Raw genomic sequence first — 18291 nt, forward strand, 5'->3', positions numbered from 1 at the left:
GGGGTTCACAGAATCACTGGAATCTGATGAAATTACATGAGTTTTCAGCACTGGAGATTGTTCGATGTTACTGCGCGGTACGATGATTGCACTGGTTGCCACCCTTGGCCTTTCGGCTTTCAATGCCGCCCCGGTCGCCGCCAAGGAAGAAACCAAATCCGTTTTTGTCATGAGCCGCACTTGGGCGGTGACGCAGGTCTCGGACGCGCCGGTGGTTTATCGGGCCACGCGGGACAACAACAATCTGAACCCTTTTGGCCCGCCACCCCGTTTGCGCACCATCCAGGCCATGGCCGCGATTCAGAAAGCCACCGGGTGTCGGGCGATCTATTCCAGCATGTATCAGAACATCTCGGGCCAGTTCTTTTCACAGGTCAGCTGTAACTGAAATTGGTACAATACTTTGATTGAGATCGCCTGATCTGCCTGCCATAGCTAGCGCATGAAACTCGCGATCAACGGATTCGGCCGCATCGGCCGCACTATTCTGCGCCAGATCCTAAGCCTGCCGCAACATTCGGATATCGAGCTGGTGCTGATCAATGATATCGCACCGCTTGAAACCTGTGCTTATCTGTTCAAATACGACAGCACGTTCGGTCCCTATCAGGGCGCGGTCACGACCGAAGACGAGGCGCTGAATATTGATGGCCGCGCAATTCCCATGTCTCACAGCGCTGATCTAGCGCAGGTGGATTTGGCCGGCGTTGATGTCATGCTGGATTGCACCGGTATCGCGCGCACATCCGATGTGGCCTGCCGGGGGCTGAGCGCAGGTGCGGGCAAAATCCTGATCTCTGGGCCGTCACCCGCAGCAGAACTGACGGTGGTTCTGGGGGCAAACGAAGATCAATTGGGCAATGCCCAGATCGTTTCAAATGCATCTTGCACGACCAATGGTCTGGCCCCGCTGGTCAAGCTGATCGATGAAATTGGCGGTCTGGTCTCCGGCCATATGACCACGATCCATTGTTACACCAACAGCCAGCCGATGGTTGACGCACCGCGCGGCGATCTGGCCCGCTCGCGGGCTGGGGCGTTGTCGATGGTGCCCACAACCTCTAGCGCCACGCATTTGATTGATGTCGTCTTACCAGAATTGGCCGGTCGTATGTCAGGGGCTGCGGTGCGTGTTCCAACGGCCAGTGTCTCAGCCGTTGATCTGGTCGCCACGCTTGAACGTGGCATGAGTGCCGAAGAGTTCGACCATGCGCTCCGCAATGCCGTTGAAGCCTCTGTCGTGTTGGGTTGGACCGATCTGCCGCTGGTCTCGTCCGACCTGCGATCACGCCCCGAGTCATTGGTTCTGGCCGGGCCCGAGACTCGGATGATCGGTGAAAACCAGATCCGGGTCTTTGGCTGGTATGACAATGAATGGGGGTTCTCGGCCCGCATGCTGGACGTTGCGCGCCTGATGGCCCAAGCGCAGTGACCGCAGCGCTAATGCGCGCTGCGGAATTGTTCATCAATCAGTCGTGGGGCAAGCTGCCGGCACCGTGACCAGCCATGCCACCTGAAACCTCTTCGGTCGATTCTTCAGCCAGTTCTTCCGGCAAGATCAGGTTCAGTACAATTGCAATCAGCGCAGCAGGCAGCAGGCCACTGGTCATCAGAATGCGCAGCGTATCCGGCAGGTGTTGAACTGCGCCGGGCTCTAACTGCAGACCAAGACCGATCGACAAAGAGATCGCGAAGATCACCATATTACGACGGTTCCAATCCACGTCCGACAGCATCGAGATACCAGCCGCGACCACCATCCCGAACATAACGATCACACCGCCACCCAACACTTCGATCGGGACGGTCCGAATAATGGCCCCGACCTTGGGCACAAGGCCGCACAGGATCAGGAAAATGGCACCGCAGGTCACGACATGGCGGCTCATCACGCCTGTCATCGCGATCAAGCCGACATTCTGGCTGAACGAAGTATTGGGAAAACCGCCGAACATGCCGGCAACGGCGGTACCGAATCCATCTGCATAGGTAGCACCGGCGATCTCCTTGTCGGTTGCTTCGCGACCTGCACCCCCCTTGGTGATACCCGATACGTCCCCGACGGTCTCGATGGCCGAAACGAATGACATCAGACAAAAGCCGATTACCGCGGCGAGAGAGAACTCAAACCCATATTTAAACGGCACGGGCAAAGCAAAGGCAGAGGCACGTGACCAGCTTGTGCCAATGGCCTCAAACGTCACCATGCCGACCATCAGGGCATAGATGTAACCAATCGCCAAACCGACCAGTACGGCAGACACCGACAGCATACCGCGCGCAAAGAACTTGAGGCCCAATGTCACAAAAACCACAACTAATGCTGCCGACCAGTTTAGCAGCGATCCATACTCGGGAGTTCCAATCGCAGGCACGCCACCAGCGGCATATTGTATGCCGACCTTGACCAACGCCAACCCGATCATGGTCACGACAAGCCCGGTCACCAGCGGTGGCAGCGCAAAGCGTATCTTGCCGATGAAGAGACCAAGAAAGGCGTGAAACAGGCCGCCAACCAGGACGCCGCAAAACAGCGCCCCTAAGGCATCCACGCCTTTTCCGGCGACCAGAGGGATCATGATGGGTAGGAACGCAAAGCTCGTCCCCTGTACAATCGGCAGACCCGCCCCAACCGGGCCCAGTGTGACGGTCTGCAGCAAGGTCGCCAACCCCGCGAACAGCATCGACATCTGGATCAGGTACAGCAGTTCGGGAAAATCCGGGGAGTTCGACCCAAATCCAAACCCGGCTGCCCCCGCCACGATGATGGCTGGGGTGACGTTCGAGACGAACATCGCCAGAACGTGCTGAATGCCGAGCGGTATCGCCTTGTGCAAAGCGGGGGTGTAGTTCGGATCCCGAAGCTGTTCGGGCGTCCCTATCGAAGTTTCAGCCATGATCTCAATGTCCTCCCTAAGATCCTATGGGGTTCTTACCGCTTCTCCGGCGGTTTCGGTTCTGGTTTCAGCGATCGACCACCTCGTACGGTGAGCTGAACCAGTGTTCCTCCAAGTTCGGGCCGTCTCCGATCCGATCAACCACGGCGAACAAGCCGGGCGCATGCAGAGGTGTCAGAACCCCGTGCCATGTTCCCAGGTGATAGTTCACCGCCTGTCCGGGCTGTGTAAAGAACGCGCGAGGCTGCCCCGGTTGCCCTCCTTCATCCGGGGCGACGATCACCAGAAAGGGCTGATGGGTCATCGGAATGAACGCCTGGCTGCCATCGGGATGACGCTCGACCATTTCCAGCTGATAAGGCAACGCGCGGGGGTTGGCGTTGAACAGGCTGATACCCGCGCGAGCACCACTGAAATCCAGTTTAGCCCGGTCGTGATACCGCCCGCACTGGCCCTGATTGATGATCTTGTCGGGCTCACCTGAGATATCGATCAGATCACCAAACGGCGCGAAAGCCTCAGCCGAGATCGGTTCAGCGACAATCCGAGTCATGAGGGCAGCACATCGCGCAAGCGGAATTCTGCGATCCGCTCGACCTGTCGGCAGGCCTCGGCAAACTCGGCATCGCGATCCTGTTCGATGCGCCGCTGGAACGCACTCAGGATCGAGGCTTTGTTGTGGTCCCGCACTGCAATGATGAACGGGAAGCCGAATTTTTCCGTATAGCGCTGGTTCAGTTCGGTGAAACTGGCGCGTTGCTCGTCCGTCAGCGCATCCAGCCCTGCCGAGGCTTGCTCGGACGTGCTTTCCTGTGTCAGCCGCTTGGCCTGCGCCAGTTTGCCTGCCAGATCGGGGTGAGCTGTCAAAACACCCAGTCGTTCCTCGTCCGAGGCGGACCGGAACATGCGGGACAGAGCATTGTGCAATCCACCCGCCGTGTCATGCGCCGCACCCAATTCCAGATCATAGGCACGCTCAGCGATCCACACCGAGTGCTCGAAGATACCACCGTAAGCGGAAACAAATTCATCGCGGCCCATCTGCGAGGGTTTTGGATACACAACCGATGGGTGCGTTTCAGCCCAGTGTTCTGCTATCTGCAACCGCGTCGCGAACCACACGTCCGAGTATCCGCGCGCGTATTCCAGAAATCGTTTTAGTGCCATAACACGACCCGGTCGCCCGATCAGGCGACAGTGCAAGCCGATCGACAGCATCTTGGGCGCGCCAGATTCGCCTTCCGCATAAAGCGCGTCGAAGCTGTCTTTCAGGTAGGAATAGAACTGGGCTCCGGCATTGAACCCCTGCGGCGTTGCAAAGCGCATATCGTTGCAGTCCAGCGTGTAGGGTACAATCAACTGATCCCGACCCCCGGTCTGCATCCAGTATGGAAGATCGTCTGCATAGGTATCGGCGACATAGGCAAAGCCGCCTTCCTCGGCGACCAGACGCACAGTGTTGTCCGAACAGCGCCCGGTGTACCAGCCGCGCGGGCGATCCCCCACGACCTCGGTATGCAGGCGGATCGCCTCGGCGATCTGGGCGCGCTCTTCGGCCTCGGGCATGTCCTTGTGCTCGACCCATTTCAGGCCATGGCTGGCAATCTCCCACCCTGCGGATTTCATCGCGGCGACCTGATCCGGCGAGCGCGCCAAAGCCGTCGCCACACCGTAGACAGTGATTGGAAGATCTTTCATCAGCCGATGCAAGCGCCAGAACCCGGCCCGCGAGCCGTATTCATAGATCGATTCCATGTTCCAGTGTCGCTGGCCCGGCCACTGCGCCGCCCCGACAATCTCGGACAAGAACGCCTCAGACGCGGCATCCCCGTGCAAAACACAATTCTCGCCACCCTCTTCGTAGTTCAACACGATCTGAACAGCCAGTTTCGCCCCACCGGGCCACGCGGCATCAGGCGGGTTGGCTCCGTATCCGATCATGTCGCGGGGGTAACGAGGCGGCTGCATAGGGTCTTCCAGTCAGATTAAGTGTTTCCACAGCTTTACCCCAGAAACGTGGGATTGATTATCAAATCAATCCGAATACTGCTTCCGATTCTTTCGGCATTTCCACCGTTTTGCGGAGTACCCAGACTGTGGCACACCAAACGAAACACATAGGAGAGACCTTTGGCTGGCTATCTGACGACCCATGTTCTGGACACCGCACGCGGCTGCCCCGCCGAAGGTCTGAAAATCGCGCTTAATGCGGTGTCGGGAAATTCGCACCGCAAACTGGTCGAGATGGAAACCAACGCGGATGGACGCACCAATGGTCCGATCCTGCCGCAAGCGGATTTCAAGACCGGGACTTACGAGCTGATCTTCTTTGCCGGGGATTACCTACGGGCAACCGGACAGGATGGGGATGACCCACTGTTTCTGGATCAAGTTCCAATCCGTTTTGGCATGTCTGATGCAGAAGCGCACTACCATGTGCCGCTACTACTGTCGCCTTACGGCTATTCGACCTATCGCGGCAGCTAACCTCAGGTTTCGGTGCTGCGTACCACCTTGCCGATCCGGCCAATCATGAAATCCATGAACAACCGCGCCTTAGGGTCTTGGTGACGGCGATGTGTGTACAAGCAGGCCATTTGCACCGGTACCGGAGGCGTTTGCACCGCCACCGGGATCAACCGCCCTGCCTTCAGATGCTCAGACACCTCAAAGGTGGGTTTCATGGCAATCCCCTGCCCTGACAAAGCCCAATCGGTCAGAACATCCCCATCGTCGCATTCATAGCGGCCCGACACCGCGAACCGTTTCGGACCGTCTGGCGTTTCCAGCATCCACTGAAATTCAGTCGCGCCCGGAAAGCGCAGATTCAGGCACTCATGTTTACCTGAAATCAGATCCGCACCAGTTTCCGGCATTCCCCGCTGTTTCACGTAATCGGGTGCTGCGCACAATACGCGCTGGCAGTCTGCGATCTTTCGAATACGCAGAGTGCTGTCCTCGGGCTGGCCGATGAAAAAGGCCAGATCCAGCCCCTCGGTGGTCAGATCAACCGATCGGTCCGTCAGCCTGAGGCGAACGTCAATCTCAGGATATTCTGACAGAAAATCAGGCACATGAGGTGCCAACAACCGGCGCCCCACCCCCAAAGGTGCGGCCACAAACAATGATCCTCGGGGGGCTTCGGTCAGATGCGTTACCTGAGCCTCGGCCTCATCCACTGCATCCAGAACCGCGACCGCTCCGGGGTAGAATGCCCGGCCCTGTTCGGTCGGTGTCAGGTTGCGGGTGGTCCGCTGAAACAGGCGCACGCCCAAATGATCCTCAAGCTGAGAAATCCGTGCCGAAGTCACCGCGGGCGAGATACGCATATCCCGCCCGGCGGCAGACATGCTGCCCAAATCATAAACCCGGACAAAGGTGCGAATGTTGTCGAGATAGGACATCTTATCGTTTTTTTTGATACAGTTTGACAATATACGGGAATACCGAAGAAAAGCCCGTTTGCCTAGTGTGGCGGCAACTTATCGGAGACCTCATCGATGTACGACTTCGCCGTTTTCTGGGATTGGATTGGTTTTGGCGTGCGCTGGCTGCATGTCATCACCGCAATCGCCTGGATCGGATCATCCTTCTACTTCATCGCGCTGGACCTTGGCCTGAACCGCGACATCCCCGGACCTGCGGACGGTGAGGAATGGCAAGTTCATGGCGGCGGCTTCTATCACATACAGAAATATCTGGTCGCGCCAGAGCGCATGCCGGACCACCTGACATGGTTCAAATGGGAAAGCTATGCCACATGGCTCAGCGGTGCTGCGCTTTTGATGATCGTCTACTGGGTGGGCGGAGAGCTATATCTGATCGACGCCCAAAAGGCCGATCTGGCATTGTGGCAGGGCATCCTGATCTCTGCCGCGTCGCTGACTGTCGGCTGGCTGGTCTATGATTTCCTCTGCAAATCAGGTCTTGGCGAACGTCCGACGTTGCTTATGGTTCTGCTGTTCATGCTGCTGGTGGCGATGGGCTGGGGCTACAATCAGATTTTCACTGGCCGGGCGATGATGCTGCATCTGGGGGCCTTCACGGCCACGATCATGACGGCAAACGTGTTTTTCATCATCATGCCAAACCAACGCATCGTGGTGGGTGATCTAAAAAACGGACGCACACCTGATCCAAAATACGGCAAGATTGCCAAGCTGCGTTCGACCCACAACAATTATCTGACCTTGCCCGTCGTATTCCTGATGCTGTCGAACCACTACCCGCTGGCCTTTGCCACCGAGTACAACTGGATCATCGCAGCGCTGGTCTTCCTGATGGGCGTCACGATCCGCCACTATTTCAACACCCGCCACGCGCGCGCCGGGAACCCGACCTGGACCTGGCTGGTAACGGCTTTGCTGTTCATGACCATCATGTGGCTGTCGACCGCTTCGATGAACGAACCGTTGGAAGAGACCGAGGCGCGGCAACTAACGCCATACGAACAGAAATTCGCATCCGCAGATGGTTTTGAAGAAGCGCATGACATAGTTCTGGGTCGCTGCTCCATGTGCCACGCGCGCGAACCTGTATGGGAGGGCATCCTGTGGGCGCCCAAAGGTGTCTTGTTGGAAACCGAAGCCGACATTGCGCAGAACGCGCAGCAAATTTACCTGCAATCCGGGGTCACTCATGCCATGCCGCCCGCGAATGTGACCTACATGGAGCCCGAAGATCGGGACACGATCATCCGTTGGTTCCGGAACGCCAATCTGTAAAAAGTTGGAATGCAGGCCGGATAATAAAGCAACTAAGTTTGGTTTAGTCCTTCCCCTAAGCGCCGCCAAATGCTCTAAATGAATTCAACAAGCCGCATTCTTTGGTTTTGCGGTCATAGCGATTTCGACTTGGGGCAGTTGGAGCTAGGAAATGACAGGGAGCAGACCGCGCAGCGCTCTGAAGGGCTGGCTTTTTGGTACGCTTGTGGCCCTATCCCCAAATCTTGCTATCGCGCTAGAAACCACCCTGTCCGCCCCTGGCGCATCCGAAGATTTGGTCGACCGACTGGAAGAGACCTCATCTGTTTTCACTTCGGAATCTCGTGGGTTGGATACCTCGCTGGAAATTCTGTCGGCGGCCTTGTCCGATTACCGCACTATCGTTCAGATCCTTTATGACGAAGGCTATTTCAGCCCCGTCGTCAGTATCAAGCTGGACGGTCAAGAAGCCGCTGATATCGACTCGCTGCACGTTCCGGCCCAATTCAAACGGGCGACGATCTTGGTGACACCTGGTCGAAAGTTCAAATTCGGAACGGCGATTGTGCAACCGCTAGCAACAGGTACGGAACTGCCCGAAGACTTCGCAACGGGCAAAACCGCAACCACCGGGGCGATCCAACAGGCAGCCTCGGCCGGGGTGCAAGGCTGGCGCGACACCGGCCATGCAAAGGCGGAAGTGGCCGATCAAAAAGTGATCGCCCGCCATGCGCAGGCAAGGTTGGACGCGACGATCGATCTCGCTCCGGGGCCGAGGTTGCGGTTCGGCAAGATGATCATTCAGGGCGATACAAATGTGCGCCATCGGTCGATCGAAAAAATCGCAGGTTTCCCCTCAGGCGAAGTGTATTCGCCGGAACAGGTGCAAAAGGTTGGCACGCGTCTTCGCCGAACCGGGACATTCGCGTCGGTGTCTCTGAGGGAGAAGGATGAGCCGAACCCTGACGGTACGCTGGATTTCGATGCCACTTTCGAAGACCTGCCACCGCGTCGCCTGACCTTTGGCGCAGAAATTGCATCACGCGACGGTGTGGACCTCACCGCCACTTGGACCCATCGCAACGTATTCCGCCGCGCCGAACGGCTGCGGTTTGAGGCTGCAATCCGCAATATCGGCGGGGCCGAGGATATCGATGGGCGCATCGGTCTGCGTCTGGATCAGCCTGACCGGCTTGGCCCCGACGACAATACCTTCTGGAGCGCCTTGCTGGAGCGGCGCAATACCGAGAACTACAACGTCTCGGTCGCTTCGCTTGCGTACGGTGCCCGTCGTACCTTCTCGGACCGGCTCTATGCCGAAGCCTCAGCCGGTTTCCAATGGTCGGATGCGGATGACGCCTATGGTAATGGGCGCAAGTTCCGGTACTTCATCCTGCCCTTCCGGTCAGAATGGGACCAACGCGACAGCAAGGTCAGCGCCACGCGGGGCTATTATCTGGATTCGCAGGTTATGCCGTTTGTCGGGTTCTCTGGTTCGGATACCGGCTTGAGAATGTTCTTTGACGGACGCATCTACAATGATCTGGGCACTGCCGGTCGACTGGTTCTGGCGGGCCGGGTGCAGCTGGGTTCAGTCCTTGGCCCACCAGCTGATGGCGTGACTCCGGATTTCCTGTTCTTCTCGGGTGGTGCCGGAACCGTTCGCGGCCAACCTTTTGAAAGCCTCGGCATCCCGGTCGGAGACGGTGTTGCCGGTGGCAAATCTTTCCTTGGTCTCTCGGCAGAGGTTCGCGGCAAAGTCACCGACGCAATCTCATTGGTCGGGTTCTATGACTACGGCGTGGTCGACACGTCCTCATTCATCGGCAGCGGTGCGGAAGAGCATTCTGGCGCGGGCATTGGAATCCGCTATGATCTGGGTGGCTTTGGCCCTCTGCGTTTTGACCTTGCCGTGCCTGTTCAGGGCGACACGGGCGACGGGCTGCAATTCTATCTTGGGATCGGACAGGCCTTTTGATGCGTCGCGTTGTATATCCCCTGTTGCTAAGCTCAGCACTGATCACCGTCCCCGTCGGGGCGACCGCCCAGGACGAGGGCGGCAGCATGATCGAACGGTTCCTGCAAGACACGCTCTCGGGTGATGATCAGAACGTGCGGGTGATTGGCCTGGAGGGCGCGCTAAGCTCTCGCGCGACCATTCAGGAGATCACAGTCGCCGATGACGAAGGTGTATGGCTGACTATCAAGAACGCCGAACTGGATTGGAACCGGCTGGCGCTACTGCGTGGACGCTTCTCGGTCAACACCCTTTCGGCAGAGGAAATTGATGTTGCCCGTGCGCCGGGTACGACCACCAAGGATACTCCACCACCCTCAGCCGAGACCCAACCCTTTCAACTGCCTGAACTTCCGGTCTCGATCGAAATCGGTGAGCTTAAGGTGAAAGAGTTGTCACTGGGCGAACCCCTGATTGGCGTCGCTGCTGATCTTGCGGTGAACGGCAATCTCTCACTTGCAGATGGAACACTGGATACCACGCTGGATATCGACCGATTGGATCGCGCGGGGGACGCGATTGATCTGAAAGCGGGGTTTCAGAATGACAGCCGCCAGATCGATCTGGACCTGACGGTCGCCGAGGCCTCAGGCGGGTTGATCGCAACGGCGCTTTCTATCCCCGACGCACCGCCGCTGGAGCTGACTGCAAAAGGTTCGGGGCCGGTCTCCGATTTCAATGCTGATATCGGGCTGAGCAGCGATCAACAGCTTCGTGTATCTGGCCAGGTCCGGCTGCGCACCGCCGACGAAAATGGCACCGCATCCGACGGCATTGCCTTTACGGCTGATGTCGGGGGCGACCTTACACCGTTTCTGGCTGAAGAGATGGACACATTCTTTGGCACAGATACGCGGCTATACGTAGACGGGCGTACCCATTCCGACGGCGCGCTGGATATTTCGGAAATCGAAATCTCTTCAGAAGCGCTGGAGCTTAAAAGCGAACTCCGTCTTGCCTCGGGTGGTGTTTTGCAACTGGTCGCCCTGCAGGGCCGTATCACCCCTCCGGACGGTGACAAGGTTGTTCTTCCGGTCAGCGGAGGTGAGACGTCCATCGGCGCGGCTCAGATTTCGGCCTTGTACAATACCGAGAATGGCAACCACTGGGACCTGAGCCTCACGACCAACAATGTAGAAACCCCAAACCTGAACCTCGATCACGCCAGGATCAACGGGCAAGGCACGTTGGACCAATCCGGTGGATTATCAGTCGATGGTGATCTGCAGGCTGTGCTGGATGGTATCGATTTGACCGACCCGGCGCTGAATGCCGCCGTTGGCGATCAAATCACGCTTGATGGGCAATTCGATTATGGCAGCGACCAGACGTTGAAATTGTCCGGGTTCGAATTGGTTGGTAGCGACTATACTCTTGATACCGATGCGCTGATCAGCGGGCTTGCCTCCGGGCTGCAGGTCGATGGGACCGCACTGCTGCAGGCAACCGATCTGTCGCGCTTTTCTGAACTGGCTCAGTTGCAGCTTGGTGGTCAAGCTTCGGTCGGGGTGACAGGCAAAGGGTCTCCGCTGGAACGCAGCTTTGACGGTAAGGTTACGGTGAATGGCCGCGATCTGGTGACCGGTCGCGACGATATCGACCCGTTGATCAAAGGCGAGACCGAAATCGTGCTGGATGCCAAACGCGACACAGACGGGGTGTCTATCCGTGAATTCACCATCGACGGTGACGCACTGGCTGCCCAAGCCAGCGGCACGGTTACGACCCCCGATGGCAACTTGACGATTGACGGTCAGGCCAGCGTGAACGCCCCCGATCTTACCGTGTTCTCGGGCCTCGCCAAGCGTGACCTTGCAGGGGCTGTTCAGGCACGGCTGGATGGCAAAGGAACAGTGCAGACGCTCGAGTTCGACGGTCAGGCCAGTGTGATTGGAACAAACATCCAAACCGGGATGAGCGAGTTCGATCCGCTGCTGAAAGGCCGAACTTCGATTAATTTCGACGGCGCACATGCGGACAATCGGGTCGTTATTCGAACCGCCACGGTCAAAAGCGCCGCTTTGACTGCCGAGGTCGGCGCGACCATTGAGGACCCTACGGGCGATATCGCGGTAGATGGCAGTGCCAAGGTGAATGCACCAGACCTGTCTTTGTTCTCGGGCCTCGCCGGGCGTGATCTTGCGGGATCGATCAACGCGGATGTCACTGGACGCGCGGCGCAAGGCAGCAAGACTTTTGACGTCAAAGGCACCGTCATCGCGGATGACCTTGGGACAGGCACCAACCTTGTCGATGAATTGGTTCAGGGTAGAACCACGTTGAACGTGGATGCGGCCAATGATGATCAGGGCCTAAACATCCGTACATTCAGCCTGAATGGCACCGCCTTAACTGCGGATGCATCAGGTCGGTTGGACCGCGAAGCGGGTGGCCTCGATTTCTCAGCCATGCTGGATAATGTTGGTCGCATTTCTCCAACACTATCGGGTCCGCTGAAACTCGAAGGCAACGTTGCGCCGACCGGCTCCGGGTTAGAGGGCAACGCGCGCCTGCAGGGACCTGATAGCTCATACGCCAATCTCTCTGGAACGGTTGAGACCAGCGGCACCGCCGATCTCGACTTTGAAGCCCGGCTAAACAAGCTTGAACGTTTTGTTCCTGATTTCCCAGGCACCGTTTCGGCCAACGGCACCGCGCGCCGCGACGACGGAAAATGGACAATCGATGCGAAGGCTGACGGCCCTGCTGAAATCAACACGACGGTTGCCGGAACCTATGACGAAACTAGCGGCGAAGCAGACCTGAAGATGCAGGGCGGTGTCAACATCGGCATCGCCAACGCCTTCATCTCACCCAACAGTCTGGCCGGTACGGCCCGGTTTGATCTGGCTCTGAAAGGGGCGCCCGCATTGGATGCGCTCAGTGGAACGGTTTCGACTTCCGGTGCGTCGATGGCCTTGCCCGATGTGGGACAGACGATCACTGGCATCGGGGGTTCTGTTAACATCGCGCAAAGCCGCGCCACGATTGCACTGCAAGGTGGGGTACGTGCGGGCGGAGGGTTCACCGTCAACGGCCCTATTGACCTGACACCGCCTTTCAACGCCCAGATCACAACGGCGATCAACAATCTCGTGCTGACTGACAAGCTGCTTTACGAAACCACATTGAACGGCCAGATCGCCTTAACCGGAGCACTGGCAGGAAACAGTTCGCTGGCAGGGCAGATCAATTTTGGCGAAACCAACATCAATCTCGCCGCCGCTGCAGGCGCAGTTGGTGCGGCGCCTATTCCAACAATTGAACACTTGAACGAAAGCCGCGCAGGTTTCGTGACCCGGGAACGTGCAAATTTGGTGGAATCCGAAGATGCAGCCAAAAGCAATTCGCGCATGTCGCTCGACATCGGATTGCTTGCGCCCAAGGCGGTCTTTGTTCGAGGGCGCGGTGTGAACGCCGAATTGGGCGGTCGCATACAGATAGGCGGAACCACAACCTCTGTTGTCCCATCAGGTCAGATTGAGCTCATCCGCGGCAACATCGATATCCTTGGCCGCCGCTTGGCGCTGACTAAAGGCTTGGTAACACTACAAGGCGACCTCACCCCGTATATTGAATTCGAATCCACAACCAGCACCTCGGATGGGACTGCGACGATCGAAATCGCCGGACCGCTGGATTCGCCCGAGGTCGACGTGTTCTCGGACCCCGAGCGTCCGACCGAGGAAGCGCTGGCCATGCTTTTGTTCGGCAATCGCTTCTCAGAGCTGTCACCATTTGTCATCGCGCAGATGGCGGCCTCGTTGGCCCAACTCAGCGGCGCAGGTGGAGACGCAACGAAGGGCCTGCGTGACGCCACCGGCCTTGATACAGTTGATCTTGGGGCGACAGAGGGCGGCGGAGGCAGCCTGGGCGCCGGCGCCTATCTGAGTGACAATCTCTACACCGATTTCACCGTGAACACCGAAGGCGATACCGAGGTGAACCTGAACCTGGACGTCACCGACAGCTTCACGGTGCGAGGCACGGTAGACGGGCGCGGTGAAACGGGTCTTGGTATCTTTTTCGAGCGTGACTACTGATTGCATCGAGCATTAAAAAGGGCGGCCCTTAAGGACCGCCCTTTGTTTCAGTTCAATCGCAGTTTATTCCGCTGCGATCGCATCTTCGATCTTGTCGACACGAATGGCCGAGAACTTGAACTCAGGGATCTTGCCGTATGGGTCAATGGCCGAGTTGGTCAGGATATTCGCTGCCGCCTCGACGTACGCAAACGGGATGAACACCATGTCTTCAGCAATCGCCCGGTCAGCGCGGACCATGATCTCGATGGACCCACGGCGGGTGGTCAGGCGGATAGTCTCACCCGGCTCGATACCCATCAGCTTGAGCGTTCGCGGGTTCATCGAGCAATTCGCTTCCGGTTCCACAGCATCCAGAACAGTCGCACGGCGGGTCATCGAACCCGTATGCCAGTGCTCAAGCTGACGACCCGTGGTGGCGATCATCGGATATTCGTCATCCGGCGCCTCGTCGGGCGGAATGACACTGGCAGGCGTAAAGCGCGCTCGACCATCCGCACGCGGGAAGCCATCACCAAACACGATCGCTTGGCCCGGATCAGTCTCGGACAGCGACGGATAGGTGATTGTCTCGGTCTCAAGCCGTTCCCAAGTGATATTGTCGAGCGAGGCCATCGTCAGCTTCATCTCGGCAAAGACCTGGGACACATCCGTGTAGTCCCAGTTCAGCCCGATCCGCTGCGCAAGCTCGACGGTGATCTTCCAATCCTCGCGCGCCTCACCCGGAGGCGTCACAGCAGGGCGCACACGCTGCACCTGACGGTTGGTGTTCGACACGGTGCCGTTCTTCTCATAGAGCGCCGAGGCTGGCAGGATGATGTCGGCATAGTTCGCCGTTTCGGTCAGGAAGATATCCTGCACGATCATCAGTTCCAACTTGGCCAAGGCATCACGTGCGTGGCCGACATCCGGGTCAGACATGGCCGGGTTTTCACCCTGAATGTACATGCCCTTGATGTTGCCCGCATAGGCCTGATCGATGATCTCGGTTACCGTCAGGCCCTTCTCGTTCGAGAAGTCGCGTTCATCATTCCAGACATTGTTGAACTTGGCCCGGATGCCATCGTCGGTGACCGACTGGTAATCCGGCAGGAACATCGGGATCAGACCCGCGTCCGAGGCCCCTTGCACGTTGTTCTGGCCGCGCAGCGGGTGCAGACCCGCGCCCGGCTTGCCCACGTTACCGGTCATCAAGGCCAGGGAGATCAGACAGCGAGAATTATCGGTTCCGTGGATGTGCTGGCTGACGCCCATACCCCAGAAGATCAGACCGGCCTTGGCTTGCGCAAAGGTGCGCGCCACGCGGCGCAGCTGATCCGGTTCAATACCGCAGATCGGCGACATCGCTTCGGGCGTGAACTGACGCAGATGCTCTTTCTCGGCTTCCCAGTTCTCGGTCCAGCGGTGGATGTACTGGCTGTCATAAAGCTCTTCTTCGACGATCACATTCATGATCGCGTTGAGCATCGAGACATCCGCACCGGGACGGAATTGCAGCATCTCATCAGCGAACTTGCGCATCCCAACGCCGCGCGGGTCCATCACGATCAGCTTGCCACCACGTTTGGTAAACTGCTTGAAGTAGGTCGCTGCAACGGGGTGGTTCTCGATCGGGTTGGCCCCGATGATAATCGCCACATCCGCGTTTTCGATCTCGTTGAAGGTCGCGGTCACGGCGCCGGAGCCGACGTTCTCGATCAGTGCGGCCACGGACGACGCATGGCACAGGCGAGTGCAGTGGTCGACGTTGTTGTGACGGAAGCCCTGACGAATGAACTTCTGGAACAGATAGGCCTCTTCGTTGGTGCATTTGGCCGAGCCAAAGCCTGCAACGCTGCGCGGGTCCTCGTCACGCAAAGCCATCAGCTTGGTGGCGGCCAGATCCATCGCCTCTTCCCAGGTCGCTTCGCGGAAGTGAGTCGACAGATCGCTGGGATCAACATTCAGGCCCTTCGAAGGCGCATCCTCGCGCCGGATTAGCGGCTTGGTCAGGCGATGGGGGTGGTGGATATAGTCGAAACCAAAGCGGCCTTTGACGCACAGGCGGCCTTCGTTGGCGGGGCCGTTGATGCCCTCGACATACTTAACCTTGCCGTCCTTGACCTTTAGCGAAACCTTGCAGCCAACGCCGCAGAACGGGCAGACGCTTTCGGTCTCGGAATCGTAGTCCTTGCTGTCGCCTTGCTGCTGGTCGTCCAGCACGGTTGCGGGCATCAAAGCCCCCGTCGGACAGGCCTGAACGCATTCACCACAGGCCACGCAGGTCGACACCCCCATCGGGTCATTCTGGTCGAACACCACCTGCGCAGTATGACCGCGTCCGGCCATGCCAATCACGTCGTTCACCTGCACGTCACGGCAGGCGCGAACGCAGAGGTTGCAGTTGATGCAGGCGTCCAGATTGACGCGCATCGCAACATGGCTGTCATCCAGCAGAGGGATTTTCTCTGCCTCTTTCGCCGGGAAACGGCTGTCACTGACGTCGTTCAGTTTGGCCATATCCCAGAAATGGCTGGATTTATCGTGCGCCTCGTCGGGCTGATCGGCCACCAGCAGTTCCATGACCATTGCGCGCGACTTCTCGGCGCGTTCCGAGTCCGTTTTCACCACCATACCTTCAGCGGCAGGGCGGATGCACGAGGCGACCAGAGTGCGCTCGCCCTCCACCTCGACCATACAGGCGCGGCAGTTGCCGTCGGGTTTATAGCCCGGTTGCGGCTTGTGACACAGGTGCGGGATGGTGAATTCCTGCCCTTTGGCGGCTTCCCAGATGGTCCAGCCTTCGGGCACGGTGACATCTTCGCCGTTCAGGTTGAAGGTGACGGTCTTGGTTGGGCTTGCATCTAGCATGGCTCTGTCTCCCTTCAGATTTCGTCAGCGAAATGTTTCATGACAAGGCGGATCGGATTCGGAGCAGCCTGCCCCAGACCACAGATCGAGGCGTCGCCCATGACCTGGCACAGATCTTCCAGCAGATCGGTGTCCCACTTATCGGCTTGCATCAGCTTAACCGCCTTCTCGCAGCCAGCACGGCAGGGCGTGCACTGGCCACAGCTTTCATCCTCGAAAAACCGCAGCATGTTCAGCGCCGCATCACGCGCGGTGTCCTGATCGGACAGGACCACGACGGCAGCCGAGCCAATGAACGTGCCATGCGGTTGCAACGTGTCGAAATCCAGCGGGATGTCATCCATCGACGCGGGCAGCAGACCCGAGGACGGGCCGCCCGGCTGATACGCCTTAAAGGTCTGGCCTTCGACCATCCCTCCGGCCGCTTCAATCACATCCAGAATGGTTGAACCAGCAGGCAACAGGTAAACACCCGGCTTGGCCACGCGGCCCGAAACCGAATAGCTGCGCAGACCCTTACGGCCATTCTTTTCTGTGCTGTTGAGGCATTCCGGCCCCTCACGGCACACTTTGGTGACCCAATACAGCGTCTCGACATTGTGCACCAAAGTCGGGCGGTTAAAGACCCCAACCTGCGCCACAAACGGAGGACGGTGACGCGGCAGGCCCTTCTTGCCCTCGATCGACTCGATCATCGCGGATTCTTCACCGCAGATATAGGCACCGGCACCCCGGCGCAGGTCGATATATCCAGGTTCAACGATCCCGGCCTGTTCCAGCGCGGTAATCTCACGGCGCAGAATTTCCAGCACCGCCGGGTATTCGTCGCGCATGTAGATAAAGCAGGTCTCAGCCTCGACCGCCCAAGCTGCGATCAACATGCCCTCAAGGAAAACATGCGGCGTGCGCTCCAGATAGTAACGGTCTTTGAACGTACCGGGCTCGCCCTCATCACCGTTCACCGCCAGATAACGCGGGCCTTCGTTCATACGAACAAAGCCCCATTTCTTGCCGGATGGGAAACCTGCGCCACCCAAGCCGCGCAGGCCCGAAGACAGGACGTCTTCCTGAACCTTTTCCCAATCCCCGCCCTCGCGCAGCTCTTTCAGCTTGGTATAGCCGCCACTCGCCTCATAAGTTGCGAAGGTTTCATAGCCGGGCAGATGTGCATGGGTGTCGCCCGCAGCAATCGCGGCCTGCACCTTTTCAGGGGTGGCATGGTCGATATGGTTATGACCAATCTCAAGCACCGGAGCGGCGTCGCAGCGACCCATGCAAGGTGCACGGACAACACGAACCTCGGCAGGGTCCAGCCCGTCCTCCAACGCCTTTTGCAGCTGCTGGGCACCGGCCATTTCGCAAGACAGAGAATCACAGACTCGGATGGTCAACGCGGGCGGAGGTGTTTCGTCTTCTTTCACCACATCGAAATGGGCGTAGAATGTCGCCGTTTCGTAGATCTCAGCCTGCCCAATCCGCATCTCGACCGCCAGGGCGGCGATATGATCGGCGCTGATATGGCCGTGTTCATCCTGAATCAAATGCAGGAACTCAATCAAAAGGTCGCGGCGGCGCGGGCGATCGCCCAGCAAGCGCGCGATTTCCGCCTGCGCTTCATCCGTGAATTGACGGCCTTTGGGCGTGTGCCGCCCCTTGCCTTTACCTGACTTCCAGACGCCCTTGGGTGCGCCCGATGGCTTGGTATCTAATGGTGCCATGATGCCCTCCGATTAAGGCCCCGTGTCTCATCAGACTAGCATATCGTCAAATCGCATATTTCA

General features: G+C 58.3%; 12 protein-coding genes. 6 read left to right on the plus strand and 6 right to left on the minus strand.

Translation table 11 applies throughout. The features are described 5' to 3' along the window. Window positions 1-64 precede the first annotated feature (64 nt). Window positions 65-388 carry a hypothetical protein gene (locus ACR0B3_RS13570; protein WP_170721312.1) on the plus strand — a complete coding sequence of 108 codons (324 nt, stop codon included), beginning with the start codon at window positions 65-67 and terminating at the stop codon, window positions 386-388. 54 nt (window positions 389-442) lie between these two features. Continuing rightward, window positions 443-1432, plus strand: coding sequence for a type I glyceraldehyde-3-phosphate dehydrogenase (locus ACR0B3_RS13575; RefSeq protein WP_480809543.1), 990 nt, complete (start codon window positions 443-445; stop codon window positions 1430-1432). A 37-nt stretch (window positions 1433-1469) separates the two neighbouring features. Here ACR0B3_RS13575 and ACR0B3_RS13580 read toward each other — a convergent pair whose 3' ends face one another. The 3 genes from ACR0B3_RS13580 to puuE form a co-directional block, all read right to left on the minus strand. Then, window positions 1470-2897, minus strand: coding sequence for a nucleobase:cation symporter-2 family protein (locus tag ACR0B3_RS13580; protein WP_480809544.1), 1428 nt, complete (start codon window positions 2895-2897; stop codon window positions 1470-1472). 67 nt (window positions 2898-2964) lie between these two features. After that, window positions 2965-3450 carry an ureidoglycolate lyase gene (locus ACR0B3_RS13585; protein ID WP_480809545.1) on the minus strand — a complete coding sequence of 162 codons (486 nt, stop codon included), beginning with the start codon at window positions 3448-3450 and terminating at the stop codon, window positions 2965-2967. Then, the gene (puuE, locus tag ACR0B3_RS13590) at window positions 3447-4865 is read right to left on the minus strand and encodes an allantoinase PuuE (RefSeq protein ID WP_480809546.1); all 1419 of its coding nucleotides are present in this window, start codon (window positions 4863-4865) and stop codon (window positions 3447-3449) included. The genes ACR0B3_RS13585 and puuE overlap by 4 nt, the downstream gene beginning before the upstream one ends. 162 nt (window positions 4866-5027) lie before the next feature. Here puuE and uraH point away from each other — a divergent pair, with 162 nt between their 5' ends. Next, entirely contained in the window at window positions 5028-5384 is a 357-nt protein-coding gene (gene uraH, locus ACR0B3_RS13595) for a hydroxyisourate hydrolase (protein ID WP_480809547.1), read from the plus strand. Between the two features lie 2 nt (window positions 5385-5386). Here uraH and ACR0B3_RS13600 read toward each other — a convergent pair whose 3' ends face one another. Further along, a complete protein-coding gene (locus ACR0B3_RS13600) occupies window positions 5387-6301 on the minus strand; it encodes a LysR family transcriptional regulator (RefSeq protein ID WP_480809548.1) in 915 nt (304 codons plus the stop codon). Window positions 6302-6397: 96 nt separating this feature from the next. Between ACR0B3_RS13600 and ACR0B3_RS13605 the strand changes: the two genes are divergently transcribed. The 3 genes from ACR0B3_RS13605 (at window position 6398) to ACR0B3_RS13615 (ending at window position 13660) form a co-directional block, all read left to right on the plus strand. Further along, the gene (locus ACR0B3_RS13605; protein ID WP_480809549.1) at window positions 6398-7621 is read left to right on the plus strand and encodes a urate hydroxylase PuuD; all 1224 of its coding nucleotides are present in this window, start codon (window positions 6398-6400) and stop codon (window positions 7619-7621) included. 151 nt (window positions 7622-7772) lie between these two features. Beyond that, window positions 7773-9578, plus strand: a complete 1806-nt coding sequence (locus ACR0B3_RS13610; protein ID WP_480809550.1) for an autotransporter assembly complex protein TamA — start codon at window positions 7773-7775, stop codon at window positions 9576-9578. Beyond that, on the plus strand, window positions 9578-13660 hold the full coding sequence (locus ACR0B3_RS13615) for a translocation/assembly module TamB domain-containing protein (RefSeq protein ID WP_480809551.1): 4083 nt from the start codon (window positions 9578-9580) through the stop codon (window positions 13658-13660). The genes ACR0B3_RS13610 and ACR0B3_RS13615 overlap by 1 nt, the downstream gene beginning before the upstream one ends. A gap of 63 nt (window positions 13661-13723) precedes the next feature. Here ACR0B3_RS13615 and fdhF read toward each other — a convergent pair whose 3' ends face one another. Continuing rightward, complete coding sequence (gene fdhF / locus ACR0B3_RS13620; protein WP_480809552.1) at window positions 13724-16510, minus strand: formate dehydrogenase subunit alpha; 2787 nt, start codon at window positions 16508-16510, stop codon at window positions 13724-13726. A gap of 14 nt (window positions 16511-16524) precedes the next feature. After that, the gene (locus ACR0B3_RS13625) at window positions 16525-18228 is read right to left on the minus strand and encodes an NAD(P)H-dependent oxidoreductase subunit E (protein ID WP_480809553.1); all 1704 of its coding nucleotides are present in this window, start codon (window positions 18226-18228) and stop codon (window positions 16525-16527) included. Between the last annotated feature and the right edge of the window lie 63 nt (window positions 18229-18291).

It is taken from the genome of Ruegeria sp. CE9 (genome assembly GCF_056537425.1).

Bases quoted from the DNA above. Each gene is read 5' to 3' on its own strand.
- ACR0B3_RS13570 (WP_170721312.1), top strand. From the start codon at position 65: ATGTTACTGCGCGGTACGATGATTGCACTGGTTGCCACCCTTGGCCTT.
- ACR0B3_RS13575 (WP_480809543.1), top strand. From the start codon at position 443: ATGAAACTCGCGATCAACGGATTCGGCCGCATCGGCCGCACTATTCTG.
- ACR0B3_RS13580 (WP_480809544.1), bottom strand. From the start codon at position 2,897: ATGGCTGAAACTTCGATAGGGACGCCCGAACAGCTTCGGGATCCGAAC.
- ACR0B3_RS13585 (WP_480809545.1), bottom strand. From the start codon at position 3,450: ATGACTCGGATTGTCGCTGAACCGATCTCGGCTGAGGCTTTCGCGCCG.
- puuE (WP_480809546.1), bottom strand. From the start codon at position 4,865: ATGCAGCCGCCTCGTTACCCCCGCGACATGATCGGATACGGAGCCAAC.
- ACR0B3_RS13600 (WP_480809548.1), bottom strand. From the start codon at position 6,301: ATGTCCTATCTCGACAACATTCGCACCTTTGTCCGGGTTTATGATTTG.
- ACR0B3_RS13605 (WP_480809549.1), top strand. From the start codon at position 6,398: ATGTACGACTTCGCCGTTTTCTGGGATTGGATTGGTTTTGGCGTGCGC.
- ACR0B3_RS13610 (WP_480809550.1), top strand. From the start codon at position 7,773: ATGACAGGGAGCAGACCGCGCAGCGCTCTGAAGGGCTGGCTTTTTGGT.
- ACR0B3_RS13615 (WP_480809551.1), top strand. From the start codon at position 9,578: ATGCGTCGCGTTGTATATCCCCTGTTGCTAAGCTCAGCACTGATCACC.
- fdhF (WP_480809552.1), bottom strand. From the start codon at position 16,510: ATGCTAGATGCAAGCCCAACCAAGACCGTCACCTTCAACCTGAACGGC.
- ACR0B3_RS13625 (WP_480809553.1), bottom strand. From the start codon at position 18,228: ATGGCACCATTAGATACCAAGCCATCGGGCGCACCCAAGGGCGTCTGG.